Source organism: Xanthomonas sp. WHRI 10204 (genome assembly GCF_040202875.1).
Classification (GTDB): domain Bacteria; phylum Pseudomonadota; class Gammaproteobacteria; order Xanthomonadales; family Xanthomonadaceae; genus Xanthomonas.
Genome location: NZ_JBEGDW010000001.1, coordinates 2,168,525 through 2,189,970, shown reverse-complemented (window position 1 = coordinate 2,189,970; position 21,446 = coordinate 2,168,525). Strand labels below are relative to the sequence as shown.

The window sequence follows — 21,446 nt, the reverse complement described above, 5'->3', positions numbered from 1 at the left end:
AAGCGGACATAACAAATAATCGATAACGGCTGCTCGTTTCACTTTGGACTGGCCTCTACAAATACCGCATTCCACCGACCGGCGTCGAGAGTGGATTGGTTATATCGATCCAACCGGACTCAGGTAGACCATTTGGCAGTGATTCCGTCCTTTCGCAACACGACATATTCGCGGTCTCTTCTATTCATAAGGTTCGGACCGCTATCACGCGGTGTAATGCGTATTGGCTGGCTCGGTGATTCGGACTCAACCAATGCATTGGCATGGATCACCGTGAAATACGTCTTGATTTTAGCTGTTTCGCCCGTCTGGCAAGGCTATGGCTGCATTAAAGGCGGCCGTTCAAGCGTTTGAAGCGGGCACAAGTAAACACGTCGATAGTTTATGCCCGTGTAACGCGCGAGTGCGTGGTTAGTGATACTCCGCACAGTTCAATTGAGGCGATTCGCCTATTAATTTGGCAACGTGTTTACCAGGGATTGGTATTAACCACTCTCATTCTTGAGCGAGCGGGTTGAAGCGAGTCACGCTTTAAATCCACCGAATCTTTAATCCACTTCCGTCTTTTGAAGGCGCGCATGTGTGCGCGCTGATCTATCGCGCGGCAATCAGGGGAATCAAAATGAATCGTGCATTTGCGCTGGTCTGGAACGCAGCCATTGGCAATTGGGTCGTGACGCATGAACTGGTGCGGCGTCGACGTAAGCCCGGAGCGACGCGCCGTGCACTGCCCAGCTTGGTGGTTCTGGCGGTGGGGGCCGCCGCTCCCGCATTGGCCTGGGGTGCGTGCACCCCCGCATTGCCGACTGCCGGCGCAACCGTCACCTGCACCGGTCTGCCGATCGTCAGCAATGCTTTTTCGAGTAACGCGAATAATCTGACCGTCAACGTTGCGGCAAGCACGCAGATGACGGCCGGTTTGCTGGGCGGTACCGCCATCGCGCTCGGTGGCACCAATGCAACGCTCAACAACAGCGGCACCATCGACCCGTCCGTGCTGGGTCTGCTGTCGGTGTTGAGTACCGGCGTTACCATGGGCAACGCAAGTTCGACATCGGTGATTGCCAACAATCTGTCCGGCGGCACCATCTACGGGACCGGCGGGTTGCTGGGCGCCAATCTGCTCAATCTCGATGGAATGGCGTTGGGCCTGACCTCCGCCAGCAATGGCGTCGTGCAGATCAACAATGCCGGCTTGATCAGCAGCCGGACGTTGCTCAATCTCTCGATACTAGGTGCCGACACGCCGGTGATCGCGGTCAGTGGCGGCGGCACCGTCAATGCGGTCAATACCGGCACCATCGATGGACGCGTCGGCTTTCAGAGCTCGGCTACCGGCAACAGCTTCGTCAATTCCGGCACCATCAACGGCAGCGTGTCGATGGGTGCCAACAGCACCAATACCTTCACCGCAGTGACGGGCGGAAGCATCAACAGCGCTGGCGGACTCGGACTGGAATTGCTTGGTCCAGGCGGTTTGCTGAGCTTTGCACGCACAGGGGTGGTGGATGGCGGTGCGGGCGGAACCAACACGCTGATCCTGCAGAATTCCGCGACAGGAACCGGTAGCGGCATTACCGGTGTCGGCGCGGCAAGCACCGATCAGTACATCAATTTCGGCAGTCTGCGCGTCAACAGCGGGACCTGGACGCTGGGCGGCGCAAGCAACTTTGGCAGCAGCGCACTCAATGGCGGTGTCCTGCAATTTGCGATACCCGCGCAGTTGGGCACGGCGATCACCGCCAACGGCGGCACGCTCGAAGCCACCGCTGCCGGCTTGACGCTGGCACCGGCCGGCGGTATTGCGATCGCGGCGGGCGGTTTGACGGTGCAGGGCACCAATGCGCTGACCATCGGCAGCACGCTGACAGGCACGGGGGCGCTAACCAAGGCCGGTACCGGCGGATTGAATCTGACCGGCGCCAATACCTTCAGCGGTGGCGTCAACCTGAGTGGCGGCGCGCTGACCGCGGGCAATAGCGCCGCCTTGGGAACAGGTACCGTCACAGCGTCCGGCGGCAGCCTGCTGGCCGGTGCCGCACTCAACCTGGGCAACGCCTTTGTATTGAACAGCAACCTGGGCATTGGCGGGACCAATGCCGTGCGGCTTGGCGGTGTAGTCAGCGGAGCCGGTGCACTCAACAAGACCGGCACCGGCACGCTCACGCTTGGCGGCGCCAATACCTATTCCGGCGGCACCACGCTGAGCGCGGGCAGCACGGTGCTGGAAACCTCCGGCGCGCTTGGCACCGGCACCGTCACTGCAGCAGGCGGTCTGCTGGACACCACTGCACCGTTGACCTTGAGCAATGCGTTTGCGCTCAACACCACGCTGGGCCTGGGTGCCAGCGGCAATGCACTCACCTTGACCGGTGCGCTTGCCGGCACCGGCGGTCTCAACAAGACCGGCACCGGCACGCTGGCGCTCAACGGCGCCAACACCTATAGCGGCGGCACAACGCTGGCAGCCGGCACCCTGCAATTGGGGACTGCGTCCGCACTGGGCACCGGCGCGTTGAATGTCACCGGCGCCTCCAGTCTCAGCACCAGCGCACCGTTGGCGGTAACCAATGCGGTCAATCTTTCCGGGCCATTGAGTTGGACCGGCGCGCAGGCGCTCACCCTTGGCGGCGCCATCAACGGCAGCGGCAGCCTGATCAAGAGCGGTGCCGGCGATCTCACGCTGACCAATATCAATGGCTATACCGGTGGCACCACGCTGAGCACCGGGCGCCTGGTGGTCGGCTCCAATGCTGCGCTGGGCACGGGGACCTTGACCGCCAGCGGCGGTGTGCTTGATGCAAGCACTGCGGCGACGCTGGGTAATGCGCTTGCGCTCACCGGCACGCTGGGCGTGGCCAGCAATGGCACCGCGCTGAATTTGAGTGGTGCGATCAGCGGCACCGGTGCGTTGAGCAAGCTCGGCACCGGCACGCTCACCTTGGGTGGTTTGAACACCTACAGCGGTGGCACCACGCTTGCCGGCGGCACCTTGCAGGTGACCAATAACGGTGCGCTCGGCACTGGTGCGCTGAGCTTGACCGGCAACGCCAATCTGCAGGGCACCACGTCCACCACGTTGACCAATGCAATCGCATTGAACACCAATGCATTGACGCTCAATGGCACGCAGGCGCTGACGCTGGGTGGCGGCATCAGCGGTGCCGGCGGCCTGGTCAAATCCGGGAGCGGCGATCTCACCCTCACTGGCAACAACCTCTATACCGGTGGCACATCGCTGAGCGCGGGCAGGCTTGTCGTTGGCAGCGACACAGCGTTGGGTGTGGGCGCATTGACCGCCGCAGCCGGCACTACGCTGGATAACGTCGCGGTAAGCACGCTTGCCAACGCCATCGCGCTGACGGGTTTGGTCAGCATCGGCGGCAGCAACGCGCTGACGCTCAATGGCGGCATCAGCGGTGTCGGAAGCCTGGACAAACTCGGCCCCGCCAGCCTGACCCTGGCGGGAAACAACACCTACACCGGCGGCACGCTGCTGACTGCGGGCAGCCTGGTGCTGGGCAGCGATGCCGCACTGGGCACAGGCAGCCTCACCGTTGCCGGCGGCCTGCTCGATAGCACCGCTGCACGCGTGCTCGCCAACAACGTCGTGCTGAATGCCGATCTGCAGCTTGGCGGCAGCCAGGACCTGGCGCTCAATGGCGGCGTCAGCGGTGCCGGCGGTCTGGTGAAGAACGGCGGTGCGTCGCTGACGCTGACCGGCGCCAACACCTTTGCCGGTGGCGTGGATCTCAATGCAGGCGCCTTGCTGATCGACAGCGGGGCGGCATTGGGAAGCGGCGTGTTGACCGCTGCCAACGGCACGCAATTGCAGGCGACCACTGCAGCGACAGTGGGCAATGACGTCGTGTTGAACGGTGCGCTGTCGCTGACCGGCAACAACGCGCTGGACTTGACCGGCACGGTGAGCGGTGCGGGCAGCCTGATCAAACAGGGCACTGGAGCGTTGACGCTGACCGGCAACAATGGCTATGCCGGCGGCACGCTGTTGAATGCCGGTTCGTTGATCGTCGGCAGTGACACGGCGCTTGGAAGCGGCGCGCTCATCGCGGCCGATGGCACGCTGCTCAGCGCCGCTATCGCCGCGACCTTGCAGAATGCCGTCACGGTGAATGGCGCGCTCGGCATCGACGGCCAGGCGCTCACGCTCACTGGTGTGATCGATGGTGCGGGAAGCCTGATCAAGAGCGGCACGCAGACGCTCACGCTCACCGGCAACAACACCTGGAGTGGCGGGTTGCAGCTGCAATCCGGCGGGTTGGTGGTTGGCAGCAACACCGCCTTGGGTTTCGGCACGCTCACCGCTGCGGGCGGCACAACGCTCGATGCCACCACGGCGGTGACGCTGGCCAATGCACTTGCCTTGAACGGCGCATTGACGCTGCCCGGCACGCAGGACATCACGCTGGACGGTGTGATCAGCGGCGCCGGTAGTCTCGCTAAACAAGGCACGACAACATTGACCTTGGGCAACGCTAACACCTTCAGTGGCGGCGTCACGCTGGACGCCGGCCGCCTGGTGCTTGGCAACGCTGCAGCCTTGGGCGTGGGCGGCCTGGTGGTCAGTGGCGCAACCGAACTGGATGCCAATACTGCGCTGGCTGTCGGCAATAGCGTGCAATTGAACAGCCAGCTTTCGCTGATCGGCAGCAACGACCTGGGCTTGAACGGCACCATCAGCGGCACCGGGAGTCTGGTCAAGAACGGCACCACCACCGTGTCGCTCAATGGCAGCAACACCTACAGCGGCGGCACCACGCTCAACGCCGGCACGATTGCGGTGGGGGCCGATAACGCACTCGGCACCGGCAGCTTGTCGGTCACTGGCGATTCGGTGCTGAGCAACGCCATCGCGGTGGCCTTGAGCAATGGCATCGATCTGGCTGCAGCGCTCACCGTCGACAACACGGCGGACATGCTGGCCAGCGGCACCATCAGTGGCGCGGGCGCGCTGACCAAAACCGGCCTCGGCACCTTGACGCTGAGCGGCAGCAATACCTATACCGGCCCGCTGGCGATCCAGGCTGGCACCGTGGTGGCCAGCACGGCTGCATCGCTTGGCAATGCCAGTAACGTGGATGTGGCAGCCGGTGCGGTGTTGAACCTGACCAACGGTGGCCTGATCAATGCACTCACCGGTGCGGGGAACGTCGATACCGATGCCGGCGCCACCTTGCAGCTGGGCAGCGGCAACTTCGCCGGCAGCCTGGGCGGTGGCGGCAATCTGGACAAGGTCGGCCCGGGCACCGTGAACCTGCTCGGCACCAGCCTGATCGGCGGCGCCACGCAGGTGAGCGGCGGCGTCCTGGACGTGGTGGGCAGCCTGGGTACGAGCGCGTTGAACGTGGCAACTGGCGGCACGCTCACTGGTACCGGCCCCAGCGGCAGCATCGGTAGCGATGTGACCATCGGCAATGGCGGCCGTCTGGCATTGAGCAGCGGTGCGTCGCTCAGCATGGGCGGGCTGACGTTGGCACCGGGCGCGGTGATGGACGTGTCGCTTGCGGCGCCGAGCACTACGCGCCTGCTTGCGGTCAACGGTAATCTCACCCTGGACGGCACACTCAATGTCATCGACATTGGCGGCTTCGGTTCCGGTGTGTATAGGTTGATCGACTACACCGGTGTGCTGACCAACAGCGGTGTGCTGTTCGGCAGCATTCCCGGTAGCGTCGATATCAGCCAATTGGCATTGCAGACCGCGATCGGCCAGCAGATCAACCTGGTGGTCGCGGCACCGGGCAGCATCGTGCAGTTCTGGGACGGCGTGCAGACCACCGCCAATGGCACGGTCGATGGCGGCTCGGGGGTATGGGGCACTGCCACCAACTGGACTGGCCAGGACGGCTCCGCCAACAGCACCTGGCAGGGCGATTTTGCAGTGTTCTCCGGCACTGCCGGCACGGTTGTCGTGCAGGGCACGCAAACCATCGGCGGCCTGCAGTTTGCGAGCGATGGCTACGTGCTGAACGATGCCGGTGCGAGCACGCTGGCGGTGACCAGCCCCCTCACCGCAATCCGCGTCGACCCCGGCGCCACAGCCACAATCGATGTAGACATCTCCGGCATCGGTGGCGTGCAGAAACTCGACACCGGCACCCTGGTGCTCGACGCAGCCAACAGCTACACCGGCGGCACCTCGCTCAGTGGCGGCACGCTGGTGTTGGGTGATGCACAAGCGCTCGGCACCGGCGCGTTGACCGCAGCAGCGGGCACCAGCCTCGATAGCAACCAGGCAGTGGCCGTGGGTAATGCGGTCGTCCTGGATGGCGCGCTGAATCTCATCGGCAGCAACGACCTGAGTTTGTCCGGGCCGGTCAGCGGTGCGGGCAGTTTGATCAAGAACGGCACCACAACGCTTACGCTCGACGGCAACAACAGCTACGCGGGCGGCACGGTATTGAATGCCGGCACGTTGGCGGTGGGTAGCAACAGCGCTCTGGGTGTCGGCAGCTTGTCGGTGTTGGGTAATTCCACCTTGAGCAATGCGATCGCACTGGCGCTGGGCAACAGCGTCAACCTGGGTGCGGATCTGACCATCGCCAGTGCCGCGGATCTGGCACTGACCGGCACGCTCAGTGGTGCGGGTGCGCTCACCAAAACCGGGCTGGGCACCTTGACCTTGTCCGGCGCCAACAGCTTCAGCGGTCCGGTGGCGGTGCAGGCCGGTGTGCTGGCCACCGCTGCCACCGGCAACCTGGGCACCACCAGCGCGGTGGATATCGCCTCGGGTGCCGGGCTGTCGTTGGGCAGCAATGCAGCGCTGGGCGCGGTGACCGGGCTGGGTGCGGTCGACATCCTCGGCGGCAACACGCTGCAGCTGGGCGTCAACAACGTTGGCAGTACGTTTGCCGGCAGCTTGAGTGGCGCCGGCAACCTGGACAAGGTGGGCACCGGCACGTTGCAGCTCACTGGCACCAGCGCGCTGGGCGGCACCACGCAGGTCCTCGGCGGCGCGCTGGATGTGGATGGCACGCTGGCCAGCGCTGGTGGCCTGAGCGTTGGCGCGGGCGGCAGCTTGAGCGGCAGTGGCCTGGTCGATGCGGCGGTCACCGTCAACAATGGCGGCCGTCTGGTGGTGAGCAGTGGTGCATTGCTGACCACCGGCAGTTTGAGCATGGCGCCCAACGCCACGCTCGATGCATTCCTGGGCATCCCGAGTCTGACGGGGGTGCTGCAGGTCAACGGCGACCTCACGCTGGATGGCACGCTCAATATCACCGACATCGGCGGCTTCGGCACCGGTGTGTATCGCCTGATCGACTACAGCGGTGCGCTGACCGACAACGGCCTGGGCATCGGCACGCTGCCCGGCACCGTGGACCCGACCCAGCTGACACTGCAGACCGCACTGGCCCAGCAGGTTAACGTGGTGGTGTTGGCGCCAGGCAGCAACGTGCAGTTCTGGGATGGTGCGCAAACCGTTGCCAACGGCAGCATCGATGGCGGCACCGCTGCATGGACGGCCGGCGGCACCAACTGGACATCGATCGACGGCCTGGCCAACGACACCTGGCAGAACAGCTTCGCGGTGTTTGCCGGCACTGCCGGGACCGTGGGCGTGCAGGGCACCCAGGGCATCACCGGCATGCAGTTCGTCACCGATGGCTATGTGCTGAGCGATGGCGGTGCCGGTGCGTTGAGCGCCAATGCCGCCAACACCATCATTCGCGTCGACCCCGGCGTGACCGGCACGATCGATGTCGCCATCGGCGGCGCAGGCGCACTGCAGAAACTCGATACCGGCACGCTGGTGCTCGACGCAGCCAACAGCTACACCGGCGGCACCTCGCTCGGTGGCGGCACGCTGGTGCTGGGCGATGCACAAGCGCTCGGCACCGGCGCGTTGACCGCAGCAGCGGGCACCAGCCTCGATAGCAACCAGGCAGTGGCGGTAGGCAATGCAGTGATCCTGGATGGTGCGTTGAATCTCATCGGCAGCAACGACCTGACCTTGTCCGGGTCGGTCAGCGGTGCGGGCGGCTTGATCAAGAACGGCACCAGCACGCTCACGCTCGGCGGCAACAACAGCTACGCGGGCGGCACCGTGTTGAACGCCGGCACGTTGGCGGTAGGCAGCAACACCGCGCTGGGTGTCGGCACGCTGTCGGTGACCGGCGATTCGGTGCTCAGCAATGCGATTGCTGCCGCGTTGGGCAATGCGGTCAATCTGGGTGCCGCGCTCACCGTCGACAACCCGGCCGATCTGACCCTGGCCGGCGCCATCGGCGGCAGCGGCGCACTGATCAAGACCAACACCGGCACGCTGACGCTGGACGGCAGCAACAGTTACACCGGCGGTACCACAGTCGGTGCCGGCACGCTGGCAGGCGATAGCGCGAGCTTGCAGGGCGCGATTGTCGATAACGCCACCGTCGTCTTCAACCAAGCAGCCAACGGAGTGTTTAGCGGCTCGATCACCGGCACCGGCAACGTGATCAAGGACGGCGCCGGGGCGCTATTGCTCAACGGCGCCAATGGCTACAGCGGCGGCACCACCATTGCCGCCGGCAGCTTGATCGGCGACAGCACCAGCGTGCAGGGCGATATCGTCAACAACGCGGCACTGGTGTTCAACCAGACCACCGGCGGTGTGTATGCCGGCGTGGTCAGTGGGACCGGCTCGCTGGAAAAGGCCGGCACCGGCGCACTGCAACTGACCGGTGCCAATAGCTACACCGGCGGCACGTTGGTGAGTGCCGGCAGCTTGATCGGCACCACGACCAGCCTGCAGGGCGACGTGGTGACCAACGCCACGCTGGTCTTCGAACAAGCCACCGATGGCACATTTACCGGCCTTGTCAGCGGCACCGGTAGTTTGGTGAAGCGGGGTGCCGGCGTGCTCAGGCTTGCTCGTGCCAACACCTACAGCGGCGGCACCGCCATTACCGGCGGCACACTGCAAGGCACTACCACCAGCCTGCAAGGCAACATCCTCAACGACGCAGTGCTGGTGTTCGACCAAGCCGGCGATGGCACGTTTGCCGGCAACATCACCGGTAGTGGTGCGCTCATCAAGGACGGCAGCGGTGCGGTCACACTGGATGGCGTCAACGCGTATCTCGGCGGCACTACGATCAATGCGGGCAGCTTGATCGGCGACACCGACAGCCTGCAGGGCAACATCGCAAACAACAGTGCGTTGGTGTTCCTGCAGAACGCCAACGGCACCTATGCGGGCACGCTGTCGGGCACCGGCAGTCTGCTCAAGGACGGCGTCGGCACCTTGTTGGTTACTGCGAACAGCAGCGGCTTTACCGGCCCGACCACCATCACCGCAGGCACCTTGAGCGTGGGCAACCCGACCAACCCGGGCGCTGCCATCGGCGGTCCAGTGACGGTGGGGCCGGGCGGTACGCTGACCGGCAGCGGCAGCATCGGCAGCCTGACCACGACCGGCGGCACCTTGGCCATGGGCGGCACCACCGGCACGATCAGTGTGGGCGGCAACGCTACCATCGGCCCTGGCTCCACGGTGCAGGTCACGCCCGGTACGGGCGGTGCGGTGACGCCTTTGACGGTAGGCGGCGCGGCCACGCTAGCACCGGGCAGCACGTTGGTATTGGTGCGTGCGGTCGACCTGCCATTGTTCACCGAGATTCCGGTGATCAACGCGGCCGGCGGCCTCACCGGACAATTCACCAACGTCGTGTCCGACTACGCGTTTATGGATCCCAACGTCAGCACCACTGCAACGGCGCTGTCGATATCGATGGGCCGCAATACCGTTGGCATGGTGGATGCGGTGACCACGCCCAACCAGCAGTCGACTGCTGGCGCAGTCGATGGCCTGCCGGTGACCAGCCCGGTGTATCAGGCGGTGATACGTCTGCCGGACGACCCGGAGGCAATCGCCACCGCCTTCGCGTCGCTGTCGGGCGAAAGCCATGCCAGCACCGCGACCGCCATGCTGGACAGCCGCTTTCTCAATAGCGGCATCGGCGGCCATCTGCGCGGCGATAGCCAGGACACCCGCATTGGCGACACCACGGTGTGGATTACCGGGCGTAGCCTGCCCAACCGCGTCGATGGCGATGCCAATGCGATTTCGGTGCGCCGCGAAGACAACGGCATCATGGCCGGTGCAGAACGTCGCATCGGCGAGCGCAGCGTGCTCGGTGTTGCGGTGGGCAGCCAGGACATCGAAAGCTGGTCGCGCGAGTGGGGCGACCGCGCCGACATCGATGGCACGCACGTCGGTGTGTATGGGCAGGCCGACTGGTCCGCGTTTTCGCTGCAGGGCGCCGTGGATTATGCGGACTACAGCGTGGACGGCTCGCGTCGGGTGATGCTGCCCGGCGTGCTTGAAGAACGGCTCACCAGCGAATACGACGCCACAGCGGTAACGGTGTCGGTGGAAGCGTCGTGGAATCTGCGCACCGGCAATGCGGTGTACAGCCCGTTCATTGCCGCCGACTACACCCATCTGAAGACCGATGGATTCGACGAGCGCGGCGGGATCGCCGGGCTGACGGTCGACAGTGCCACGGACACGTTCACCACCAGCACGCTGGGTGTGCGCGGGCGTTGGGAGCTTGGTCGGCAAGCCGCGCTGTATGCCTCGGTGGGTTGGCGGCATGCGTTCGGCGATCGCGCCGTGCAGCGTTCGGCGGGCTTCATCGGGACTGGCGCGGAGTTCGCAGTGCAAAGCGTCACGCTGGCCAAGAATGCCGCCATCGGTGAGTTGGGGGTCAGCCTGATCACCTCGCCCAACAGCCGCCTGTCGCTGTCGTTGCAAGGACTCAACGGCGATGGACAGACCGCGTATGGCGGGCAGGTGACCTGGGGCTGGAGTTTCTGATCGGCTCCACGCAGTGAACGACAAAGCCCCGGCATGCCGGGGCTTTTTTTGTGTGCCGATCCGCTTGACCGGGTGCGTATCGACGCGTCGTCGTCGATGAAGTAACCGATCAGTACCGGTTTGCTCGTGGCTTGCGCTCTGTCTCGACCAGCGCAAGCGCGTCGACAACCATGTGCGGGGCGGCCGGTGAGCATGGGCGGGGATCGACTGCACATCACGTCGGTGGCGTGCATTGCCGCATTCCCGAATCGGTCGAAAGCAACGCTTTTCAAGCGTTTTCTGCAGGCCGTGGCATCTCCTGGAGTGCCTTCGTAGCGTGCAAGCCCACGGCCACGCGTGCTATGGCAGTCGCGCTACCACACGCACAGACGCACGAAGGCCCCGGCATGCCGGGGCCTTCGTTGTCGCTGGCATTACGCGGCCAGCGGAGGGTGTCGCGCTACCACCACCATCGCCGGATCAGAACTGCCAGCGCAGACCGACATTGGCGTTGATGCTGTTGGAATCGGAACGACCACGCTCGGCGCCCACATTGCCGTACAGCGAAAACGCGTCGTTGACCTGGTAACGCACGCCGACCGAGGCGCGCACGGCCTGCTTCGACACCGGCGTCCCGGCCACATTGAAGCGCGCTTCCGGCAAGCCGGTGAACCAGGCGGTGAAGTCGGCATTGGGGTTGCCCAGCAACGAGCGATACGCGACCAGACCATCGAAGCCCCACTTGCCGCGCGCCAGATGACCGCGGACGCCCACCTCGCCGTAGCCAGCGCGCAGGGTGTCGCTGCCGGCGCTCAGGCCCAGACCGGTCACCGACGCCTCGCTGAAGGCATCCTGGGTCTGGCTGACCACACCCGCAGCAACGAAGGGCGACAGCCCGGCATGCGGCAGCAGGCCCACTTCTGCGCGCAGCGACCAGTTGGTGTCGTGGCGACGGTCCTGCAGACGCTCGCCGATGCTGCCGGCCTGCACGTTGCGCTCGGTGTCCACATTGCTCATGCCATACGAACCAATGCCCGACACGTACGCCTGGCCGATGGGCTGATACAGATACGCGGTCATCGCATAACGGTCCGAGCGCAGGCGGCTGGCCGACGCATCGATGTGCGCGCGGTCCTGGCCCGAGGTCACTGCCGCACCGACCACCGTGCCGGCACTGCCCAGCGGCAGATCCACACCGAAGGTGGTGGCCTGCTGGGTGTAGTCGGCCGAGGCGAACCCGCTGCGGCTCAGATCGCCATCCAGATAGCTGCCCTGCATCCAGGTGGTCAGCGTGGTGGTGTCTGCCAGATAGGGCAGGCGATCGGCAGCAACGCGCGCATCGTTGAGTGCCGACTGGAAGCCCAGCGTGCGCTCGATACCATGCACCTGGCCGGCCAGGGTCGGCAGCGATGCGGCAACCTGCGCATTGGATGCCGCCAGCAGCGAGCCGGCGGCGCTGATCAGGCCACCCAGGTTTGCGGTGTCGCCGGAGGCCACGCGGGTGTCCAGCACCTTGACCAGCGCATCGGCCTGGGCGGCACCGTTGACCACTGCCTGCGGCGCACCGGCGGCCTGCGCGCTGGCAGCCGACGCATTACGGGTCAGGGTTGCGGTGACGGTGGTCGGGTCGTAGGCAAGCGATGCGGTCCAGAAGAAATTGTTGGCGTACTGCACGCGGTCGAAGGTGCCTTGCAGGACCCCGGCCTTGACGATCTTCTCGCTGCTGCCGACGGTGTAGCCCGCCGCTTCCGGCAGCAATAGCAGATTGCCTTTCAGGCTGGCCAAACCGGTGACGGTCAGGCCCTTGCCCAATTCGATGGCGGTCGTGCCGGTGTTGTTGACCAGGCTGTAGCCGCCGTTGATCACGCCGCCGCGCGACTCGAAGGTGGCCGAGTTGGCCACCAGAAGATCCGAGCGCAGGCTGCCGGACAGCGCGAGCACGCCATCGAGAATGGTGGTGCCGCCGGTATAGGTGTTGTTGCCGCTCAGGGTGAGTTTGCCGGTCCCGCCCTTGGTAAAGCTGCCAGTGCCGGAAATGTCGTTGCTAAAGGTGCTGTTGTAGCCCGCACCTACGCTGATCCCCCAGTTGCTGGCGAACTGGCCCGGGCCCTTGATCGCCTTGGCCGCGTTGACCAGGCCCCAGCCATACAGCGCATCCACGCCCGGGTCGCCCAGATCGGTAGCGGTGGTCAGCAGGGTCTGCTGCAGGTTGGACGCGCTCATCCACGGATACACGCTCAGGACCTGCGCCGCGACGCCGCTGACCGCAGCGGTGGAGAACGAGGTGCCGGCGATCTGGCCCTGTAATTCGGTGCCGGCCAACGCCGGCGCGGTGAAGCTGCCCGGTGCCACCAGGCACCACTGCGCCGCGGCGCCGCAATGATTGGAATAGCTGGTCAGACCGGCCGCATTGCCGGCATTGTCGACATTGATCGCGCCCACCGCCAACCAGTTGTTGCGCACGCTGGCTTCCTGCACCGGCGTCGCTGCCGGATACGAGGCTTCGGCAGCGCCTTCGTTGCCTGTCGAGGCGACGATCAGTGCGTCTGCCTGCACCAGCGGCGTCAACGCAAACCGCCAGGCGGCTGCCGCGTTCGCGCTGCCGGCGGCGTCGGCATACGAAGCGCCCAGCGACAGGTTGGCGATGCGCACACCCGAGGCGGCCAGATCCACCGCAGCGCGGCGGGCCTGCTGAGTGCCGCAGGAATTCTCGGCGCAGATACGTGCATAGAACAGGTCCGCATCCGGAGCCACGCCACCGGCAAAGCCGTCCTGCGCCGAGCCCAGCACCAGCGCCGAGACGATCGTGCCGTGTCCGCGCAGCGCATTGGACGACGACTCGGGCGTGCCCGGGCTGGCGGTGTAATCGCTGAAGCCATCGACCTTGCCGGCAATCGGCGCGTAACTCGGCACCAGGTTGTCGTCCAGCACCGCCAGCTTCACGCCCTGGCCCCGGGCACCGGCTTGCTGCGCCAGATCGGCATTGATCGGCACCAGCAGATTGCTGCCGACGCCTTGATAGCGGGCAGGCGCAGGCGTCGGAACCGGCGCGGTCTTGGGCAGCGGATCGGACGTGGTGCCCGGGGTGGTGGGCGCGGTCGGCGTGGGGGCCGGCGCAATCACGGTGCTCTGCGGCGGATCATTGCGGACGTTGCCGCCACCGCCACCACCGCCACATGCGGTAAGGACAAGACAGGAGGCGATGGTGGTTGCAAGTAGCGAGCGATTCATAAGAGTGGTCGATTCCGTTGTAGGCGCGCCGCTACTGCTGATTCTGAAATTTGGCGCAGAAGGTCCCAGCGCTGGTGGTCACCAACGAAGGCGTTTAATTTCACGTTTTATTCACTTCAAGCCGCAGCGGTCCGTCCCCTCGGAGTTGCGCTGACGGAGCACGCGGCGAATACGCTGATGCACTCGCCGTGTGCTTGCGGTTTGTTTAACGGCGCTATCCATAAACTCTAAAGTCTGAATGGACAGTTGCTATTCAGAGAAAAGAATCGAGCGATAGGCATTGCCGATTTAATCCATAGCTAGATCGGATTAGAGACCGGCTAACAGGCCAGAATGTAGAAAAACGTCGGACCGAACTCAAGAATTCTGCATCACATTTCGCAGAGGGCGGCAATCCTAAATGCGATAGAGCGCGCGGGTAATCAGGGAATCATGTCAAAGATGTCGGTGAATCCCTCACCCTTGGTAGCGGATTCAACCGCAAGTTAGTCACTCTAACGGACTCTGCCGTATGTGGGTAAATTTTGAATAATGTTTTTTAAGGCGATGGTTGAAGCTGTTTAAACGATCGTTATCACTTGCCTTTTTTGCGTTAAAAACGCCTCCGGGAAATGCCGACCGGCCTCTTCCGATTGTGCAAAATTCGACGTCTGAAGGCGCCGATTTCGCAATCGGTTGCATTAAAAATGAACGGTTTGAATAATTCCGTTTATTTTAGGGTATATTTTTAATTATTGCTTTCCCGGCCAATCGCGGGTGGGTTGACGGTTATTTAATTATCAATTCTCGAAATCACGGTTGGTTTACGGCGCGAATTGGAGGGTGGCGACGGTGGAGGGCAAGCTTTCGACATCTTCGGCATTCGAAGCCTGTAAAGGTTCAGCTCGCTGGGGGAGGAGGCCAGTGACCTCTGCTCCCGCCGTACCGCGAAAGCCGGTGGCGTCGCGGCTGTGACTGTTTGAGGGATCTGCGCAGGCAAGGCTGTGTAGTCTTCATAGACGCCACAGACTGCGGACCGACTCTGTGGCCGGACTATCTGCACACGCTGCCTTGGGCGATCACGTCTGCAACCGACTAGTACCGTCACCAGCTACTCCAGAGGCCACCGCTGAACATCCGCAAGATCGACCCACCACCCGCATGGGTTCGGAAGGTATGGTGCGGTCAGATGCACATGGAAGTCCGCAGTGGCACCCGAATGGCGCTTGGGGTGCCTTGAGCGGTGCGCGGGCAGGTGACGCAAGCGCTAAACGACGCGTTTGCAGCGCAAGACACGCAGCGTCGAGATCAAGGGGTCAAGGTGCGCGCTGGCCGGGCGCGGTGGTCGTCGCTTTTCCTGGCCAATGCGCACCGCATCCTGCAATCAGCGGATGGGGATGGCGATGGACGGCGCCGACAGGGGCGGCGGCACCTCGCTGCTTGCCTCCCAACACGCCGGTCTGCTGGCTGTGTTGAGGATGCTGCAGATGAGCGGGCATCCGACCACTGGCGCGCACCTGCGGTCGGGTGGTTGCAGAGCGCGGTGTAGGTCGGCAGCAATCTGTCCTGGCAGCACAATCAGCCCATGCATCAGGATACAGACACGCAGGCGCCAGGAGCCGCGCCACCTGCGGCCAGGTCGCTGCCTGCCACGTGGCGGCACATTGGGCGAATCTTTACGCTGCGGCTGCGGCTGCGGCTGCGTCGGCCAGCGGCTGCATCAGTTGGTCAATACCCTCACTGCGTCTTGGCCAGGGCGGCCCTGGCGCGGGTGCCGGCCGCGGCACCGACCCGTTTATCCAGCACCTGCGCCAGCGCATTGAGCTGCGCGCTGCTCACACCGATGTTCATGCTGATCTTCAGATGCGACTGCAATTGCGAATCCACGCCCTCCAGCGCTGCCAGCATGCTCACCGTTGCCAGTTCGCGGCTCACCCAATCGAGGTTGTCGCGCGCAAAAATGTCGCCGAACAGGTGCGTCTTCAAGTACGCATCGATGGCGGGTGCGAAGTCGAACAGCGGTCCCGACACCGCAGCCCCCACCAATTGCGTCTGATTGGCGGTACCCAACGCAAGCAGTTCCGGCCCGGTCGGCACCGGGCCCGGCAGCGCGCCCTGCGCGTCGGTCACACCGCGCTGCTGTCGCGCCTGGACCACCTGCATCAACGCCGCAAGTGCATTGAGGCTGCGCGGGAAGCCGGCATAGGCGTAGACCTGCACCAACACTTCCTTGCATTCGTTGATGGTCAGCCCGGCATCCAGACCTGCCTCCAACGCATTCTTCAAACGGTCGATATCGCCGGTTGCCGCAAACGCGGAAATCGGGGCGATGGCTTGCTGCTGGGGCGACAGGCTTTCTGAGATGGGCATACCGATGGACTCCGGGGAACGTGCTGCCGCGGGGGAGGGGGCGACGACACAAACAGCGGCCGCGCCAAGGGCGCAGACCACTACACGAGCGATCAATGGGCGCCAACGAGGCGCATTGATCGGTCTCTCAGATCCAGATCTAGGGATAGATACGGTGAAATCCAAGCGTTAACCTCCTGTTGCGCGGCAACCAACAACGTTATGCGCGGCTGCCCGGCGGAGTTGGGCGGTGCACAGAGACCGGAATGTACGAGCGGTACATGCCGATTCCGAGCACCCGCAGCCCCGTTGGGTAGTCGCGCAGTCGTGTTGTTGGTCGCCCCTGGTGAATCGATACCTGCAGGCCAGACGCACTGCGCGACCGCGACATGCACGCACCGTTGCGGGGCTCGACAGGGCAGGGCGCCAGCATGCCGTATCCGCATGGCTGTTCCATCCGTGTGCACCGCATGCAGTTATGAGATGCACTCATGAGCGAGTGTCCGTACCACCTTGTTGCGATGAAGTCCCTGACAGAGTGAGCGCCCGCTGCAGACAAACACTCGACGCATGCCAACACTCGCCGCATATGTCATGCCAACGCCATGACGATGCAATGCGGTCTTCCGGTATCGCCGAGCGCAACAGCCTGGCGCGTGCAACAGTGCGTTCGTGACATGTAGAGATGCGAGGCGCTGAATATCGCCTTTCTCATCACACGCCAGCTGGCAGCATCGGGGCACGTTTCGCCATCGCCACAATGAGTTCGCCATGAATGCAGCCGCCGTTTCGCCCCGTCGCTGGGCCATCCACCCGTTCCATGCAGCCGTGCTTGGCGGTGTATGGCCCTTGTTCCTTGGCGCGCTATTGAGCGACTACGCCTACTGGAGCAGCTACCAGATTCAATGGAGCAACTTCGCGTCCTGGCTGTTGGTCGGCGCCATGGTGGTGACCACCATCGCGCTCGTGGCCGCCATCGTCGCGCTGGTGCGTGGCAGCCGTAACATCATCTATGTGATCGCATTGGTGGCAACCTGGATCGTGGGATTTTTCGATGCGCTGCATCACGCGCGCGATGCGTGGGCCATCATGCCGGCGGCATTGACGCTGTCGGCAATCGCCACACTGTTCGCAGTGGTCGCTACCTGGTCGGGGCTGTCGGGTCTGCGCGTGGGAGGTGCACGATGAGCCGCTACACGCGTGTACTTGCCGTCTCGGTTCTTGCTGCTGCGCTGGCCGCCTGCGGCAAGGCACCCGAGCTGGATCAGCATGGCGCCACGCCAGAGCTGCCGTCCCCGGATCGCGGGGTGCTGCCCGACATGACGATCGCCGAACCAAGTGCATGGGGCGATCGCAAGCCGACCGTCCCGGCGGGCTATCGCATTACCGCCATTGCCACCGACCTCGGCATTCCACGCCAGACGCTGGTGCTGCCGAACGGAGACATCCTGGTGGCCGAAGGACGCGGCGGTTCTGCGCCAAATCTCAAGCCCAAGGACATCATCGCCGGCCCGATCAAGGCCAAGGGCACGTCCAAGGCCAAGAGCGGCAATCGACTGACGTTGTTGCGCGATGCCGACGGCGATGGCACCTATGAATTGAAGACGGTCTTTGCCGACAAGCTCAACGCGCCTTACGGGCTTGCGCTGATCGGCAATGCGCTCTACGTCGCCAACCAGGATGCGCTGGTGCGTTTCGACTATCGCGACGGCCAGACCAAGGCCAGCGGCGCGCCGAGCAAACTGACTGATCTACCGTCGGTCATCAATCACCATTGGACCAAGGCGCTCACTGCCAGCGCAGATGGCCGTTATCTGTATGTGGCGATCGGCTCCAACAGCAACATCACCGAACGCGGCATGGCTGCAGAGGTCGATCGCGCGCAGGTCTGGCAAGTGGACGCGGCAACCGGCGCGCATAAGCCTTACGCCACCGGTCTGCGTAATCCCACCGCACTGGCGATCCAGCCCGGCACCGGCGCGCTGTGGGCAGTCGTCAACGAGCGCGATGAAATCGGCCCGAACCTGGTGCCCGACTATCTGACCTCGGTACGCGAAGGCGGCTTCTATGGCTGGCCTTACAGTTATTGGGGCAAAAATGTGGACGCACGCGTGATGCCGCAGGACCCGCAGAAAGTGGCCTCTGCCATCGCACCCGACTACGCGCTGGGGTCGCATGTGGCCGCGCTGGGTGTGGCGTTCTCGTCTCCGGTGCTGGGCGCGAAGTTTGCCGACGGCGTGTTTGTCGGCGAACACGGCAGCTGGAACCGCGACCCGCCAGTGGGCTACAAGGTGGTGTTTGTGCCGTTCCGCGATGGGCGCCCGGCAGGCCAGCCGATCGACTTCGTGTCCGGCTTCCATGGCGATGACGGCAAGACGCGCGGCCGCCCGGTGGGTGTCACCGTCGACCCACGCGGTGCCTTGATCGTGGCCGACGACCTGGCCAACATCATCTGGCGCGTGACACCAGAGGCTGCTGCAGCCGCGCCCGCAGCGGCGACTCCAGCCGCGCCACAGTAATCTGCAACGCGAGAGCCCGCCCGGTTGCATGATGCGCCGGGCGGGCTTTCTTTTGCCGTTCTGATCACACGAGACGGCTAGTCAGCCAGATGCTTGGCAGTGCGCCCGAGTAGCGCAGGGCGGGTGCGCAGCAACGCAATGCATGCGGAAAACTGCGCGCTGTGACAGCGACGGGTTGCGACGGGTTGTGTACATCCACGTGCATCGTCTACTTCAAAGGTCGTCGTGCGCAACTCGCAAAAGATAGCCATCCCCTTCGCATTCGCATACAGTGCCGGCCCTGCGTCGGCACTGCCGCGCGGACGTCGGGCGTCAGGACAGCGCCGGGCAAGGCCATCCGGCCAATAGCAGCTAACAAAATGACTGGGCAGCCGCCAGGCGGGCGTGACCGGTGCTCGCTGCGGCATGTACCACGCGTACACGCCGGTCTGAGCGCGCCGTCCACACCCGCCTGACGACTGCTCGCTACGTTTTGTTAGCCGTTTTAAGAATGCACACACGGGAAGAATGCAGGGACGACTTCTACCGATTGCCAAGGGACGTTGTTGTCGATGTTGTTCAGATGGTTGTTGGGTGTTGTGGGTGTTGTGGGTGTCTTACTCGTTTTGCCTGCCGGCGCAGCAGAGCTTGTTGGAAGGGCCGCCGTCACCGATGGCGATACCATCACCGTGGCGCACAAGCGCATCCGGTTATGGGGAATCGACGCGCCGGAAAGCGCGCAGCAGTGCAATGATCCAGACGGCCGTGCGTGGCCCTGTGGCCGGCGCTCTGCAGCGGCGCTGGATGGTTATCTGATCGACAAGACCGTGCGGTGTCAGCAAAAGGATACCGACCGTTACGGACGCGTCGTTGCCGATTGTTTTGTTCAAGGGCAATCGGTCAACGGCTGGATGGTGCGCAACGGCTGGGCGGTGGCGTATCGCCAGTACGCAACTGCGTTCGTTGCCGATGAGCGCATCGCGCAGCAGCAAAAACGCAATCTCTGGCAGGGAACCTTCCAGCAGCCTGCCGAGTACCGGCGCAACAAACGCCATCGCGTTGCATCACGCGCAGCAGCAACTGCACCGGCAGCCGTGCCGGGCAAGTGCTCCATCAAGGGCAATATTTCGGGCAAGGGCAGCAAGATCTTCCACATGCCGGGTCAACGCGATTACGCGCGTACCAGCATTTCGACCGAGAAGGGTGAGCGCTATTTTTGCTCGGCCCAGGATGCGCTGAATGCCGGTTGGCGGCGCGCCGCACGTTAAGCGGGGAGGGGACTCAGTCGGCCAGGCCCGAGAGGCAAGCACATGTAGTCTGCGTACTGGCCGCGTCTGCTTTGCGCTATTGCAGCCCTGCGCCTGAGGCGCCATGCCGCGCCGATCAAAACGCGTGGTTTGCTAGCATCGCTCGCTCCACGACAACGCAGCGACCCGATGCCGATGCTCCACATCCCCGAGCCCGATCTGTTCGTGCCTGGCCAAGGCGAGCCATCCCTGCGCTGGGGCGTGCTCGGTCCCGGCGGGATCGCATCCGCATTCGTGCGTGCGTTGCGCAGCAATACCCATCAACGCCCGGTGGCAGTTGCCTCGCGTAGCAGCGAGCGTGCGAACGCGTTTGCGAAGACCTGGGCGATCGACCGTGCGTACGACAGCTATCAGGCGTTGGTCGATGACCCGAACGTCGACATCGTCTACATCGCCACGCCGCATAGCGAGCATCTGCAGCATGGGCTGCTGGCGCTACGCGCCGGTAAACATGTGCTGATTGAAAAGCCCATCACCACCTGCGCCGACGATGCGCACCTGCTCGTGCAGGAAGCGCGTGCACGCGGCCTGTTTTTGATGGAAGCGATGTGGAGTCGCTATCTGCCGCAGACCTCGGTGATCCGCAAGCTGCTTGCCGATGGCACGCTGGGCGATGTGCGCCATGTGTTTGCCGACCTGAGCCAGCGTGGACCCAGCGACCCTGCACATCGGCAACGCAGTCCCGAACTTGGCGGTGGGGCGCTGCTGGACCTGGGCGTCTACGCCGTGCAGTTTTCCTCGATGATCCTCTCTACGCCCACCGCAATCACCGCCGTCGGTGAGCTCACCGACACCGACGTCGATGCTTTTTCCACCATCGTGCTGTCGCATCGCGCGCATGCGCAGTCCACCTTGATCAGCTCCATCGTCGCGCGCAGCAGTTCGATGGCCTACGTGACCGGCACCGAAGGGCGCATCGACCTGGTCGGCGATTTCCACAATCCCACCACGCTGCGGATTGGCAGTCACGATGACGCCAGCACGCCGGTCGAATGGACCGACCCGACCGGCATCAAGGGCTATGAAGGGCTGTCATGGCAGGCAAACGCCGCCGCACGCTATATCGGGGAAGGCCACAGCGAGTCGCCGCTGCATCCGCTCGACGAAGTGGTGCAGATCATGACAACGCTGGACGTGGCGCGCGCACAGCTGCACGCGGCGGCTGCAACGGCTGGCTGATACCGCTTGACGCGCCTCACCGTTGTCAGGGGAGCCGCTACATCGCAGATCGCAAGCACCTCACGGCCGCACCACAACCACACCAACGCACCCGCATCGCGT

7 protein-coding genes and 1 other RNA gene are annotated in these 21,446 nt (G+C 64.1%); 6 read left to right on the top strand and 2 right to left on the bottom strand.

Annotated features, from left to right (window positions below; all coding sequences use genetic code 11):
• Positions 1 to 622: 622 nt before the first annotated feature.
• Positions 623 to 10,822 (top strand): autotransporter-associated beta strand repeat-containing protein, encoded by a 10,200-nt coding sequence (locus ABQZ00_RS09545; RefSeq protein ID WP_323536949.1) that lies wholly within the window; start codon positions 623 to 625, stop codon positions 10,820 to 10,822.
• Between the two features lie 459 nt (positions 10,823 to 11,281).
• Here the strand turns inward: ABQZ00_RS09545 and ABQZ00_RS09540 are convergent, their stop codons facing one another.
• Together ABQZ00_RS09540 and ABQZ00_RS09535 are read right to left on the bottom strand one after the other, a co-directional pair.
• Positions 11,282 to 14,032: a S8 family serine peptidase gene (locus ABQZ00_RS09540; RefSeq protein WP_323536950.1), complete on the bottom strand. Its 2,751-nt coding sequence runs from the start codon at positions 14,030 to 14,032 to the stop codon at positions 11,282 to 11,284.
• A 1,716-nt stretch (positions 14,033 to 15,748) separates the two neighbouring features.
• Positions 15,749 to 16,381: a carboxymuconolactone decarboxylase family protein gene (locus ABQZ00_RS09535; protein WP_323536951.1), complete on the bottom strand. Its 633-nt coding sequence runs from the start codon at positions 16,379 to 16,381 to the stop codon at positions 15,749 to 15,751.
• A gap of 750 nt (positions 16,382 to 17,131) precedes the next feature.
• Here ABQZ00_RS09535 and ABQZ00_RS09530 point away from each other — a divergent pair.
• The 5 genes from ABQZ00_RS09530 to ABQZ00_RS09510 all read left to right on the top strand — a co-directional run bounded on the left by ABQZ00_RS09530 (position 17,132) and on the right by ABQZ00_RS09510 (position 21,344).
• On the top strand, positions 17,132 to 17,548 hold the full coding sequence (locus tag ABQZ00_RS09530; RefSeq protein WP_115527778.1) for a hypothetical protein: 417 nt from the start codon (positions 17,132 to 17,134) through the stop codon (positions 17,546 to 17,548).
• Entirely contained in the window at positions 17,545 to 18,879 is a 1,335-nt protein-coding gene (locus tag ABQZ00_RS09525) for a PQQ-dependent sugar dehydrogenase (protein WP_323536952.1), read from the top strand. The genes ABQZ00_RS09530 and ABQZ00_RS09525 overlap by 4 nt, the downstream gene beginning before the upstream one ends.
• A 405-nt stretch (positions 18,880 to 19,284) precedes the next feature.
• Positions 19,285 to 19,360: non-coding RNA, sX9 sRNA (locus ABQZ00_RS09520), on the top strand.
• A gap of 70 nt (positions 19,361 to 19,430) precedes the next feature.
• Positions 19,431 to 20,126, top strand: a complete 696-nt coding sequence (locus ABQZ00_RS09515; RefSeq protein WP_323536953.1) for a thermonuclease family protein — start codon at positions 19,431 to 19,433, stop codon at positions 20,124 to 20,126.
• A 168-nt stretch (positions 20,127 to 20,294) separates the two neighbouring features.
• Positions 20,295 to 21,344, top strand: a complete 1,050-nt coding sequence (locus ABQZ00_RS09510; RefSeq protein WP_323536954.1) for a Gfo/Idh/MocA family protein — start codon at positions 20,295 to 20,297, stop codon at positions 21,342 to 21,344.
• Positions 21,345 to 21,446 lie beyond the last annotated feature (102 nt).

Excerpts from the sequence above, each read along its gene's own strand:
- ABQZ00_RS09545 (WP_323536949.1), top strand. The coding sequence starts at position 623 with ATGAATCGTGCATTTGCGCTGGTCTGGAACGCAGCCATTGGCAATTGG.
- ABQZ00_RS09540 (WP_323536950.1), bottom strand. The coding sequence starts at position 14,032 with ATGAATCGCTCGCTACTTGCAACCACCATCGCCTCCTGTCTTGTCCTT.
- ABQZ00_RS09535 (WP_323536951.1), bottom strand. The coding sequence starts at position 16,381 with ATGCCCATCTCAGAAAGCCTGTCGCCCCAGCAGCAAGCCATCGCCCCG.
- ABQZ00_RS09530 (WP_115527778.1), top strand. The coding sequence starts at position 17,132 with ATGAATGCAGCCGCCGTTTCGCCCCGTCGCTGGGCCATCCACCCGTTC.
- ABQZ00_RS09525 (WP_323536952.1), top strand. The coding sequence starts at position 17,545 with ATGAGCCGCTACACGCGTGTACTTGCCGTCTCGGTTCTTGCTGCTGCG.
- ABQZ00_RS09515 (WP_323536953.1), top strand. The coding sequence starts at position 19,431 with ATGTTGTTCAGATGGTTGTTGGGTGTTGTGGGTGTTGTGGGTGTCTTA.
- ABQZ00_RS09510 (WP_323536954.1), top strand. The coding sequence starts at position 20,295 with ATGCCGATGCTCCACATCCCCGAGCCCGATCTGTTCGTGCCTGGCCAA.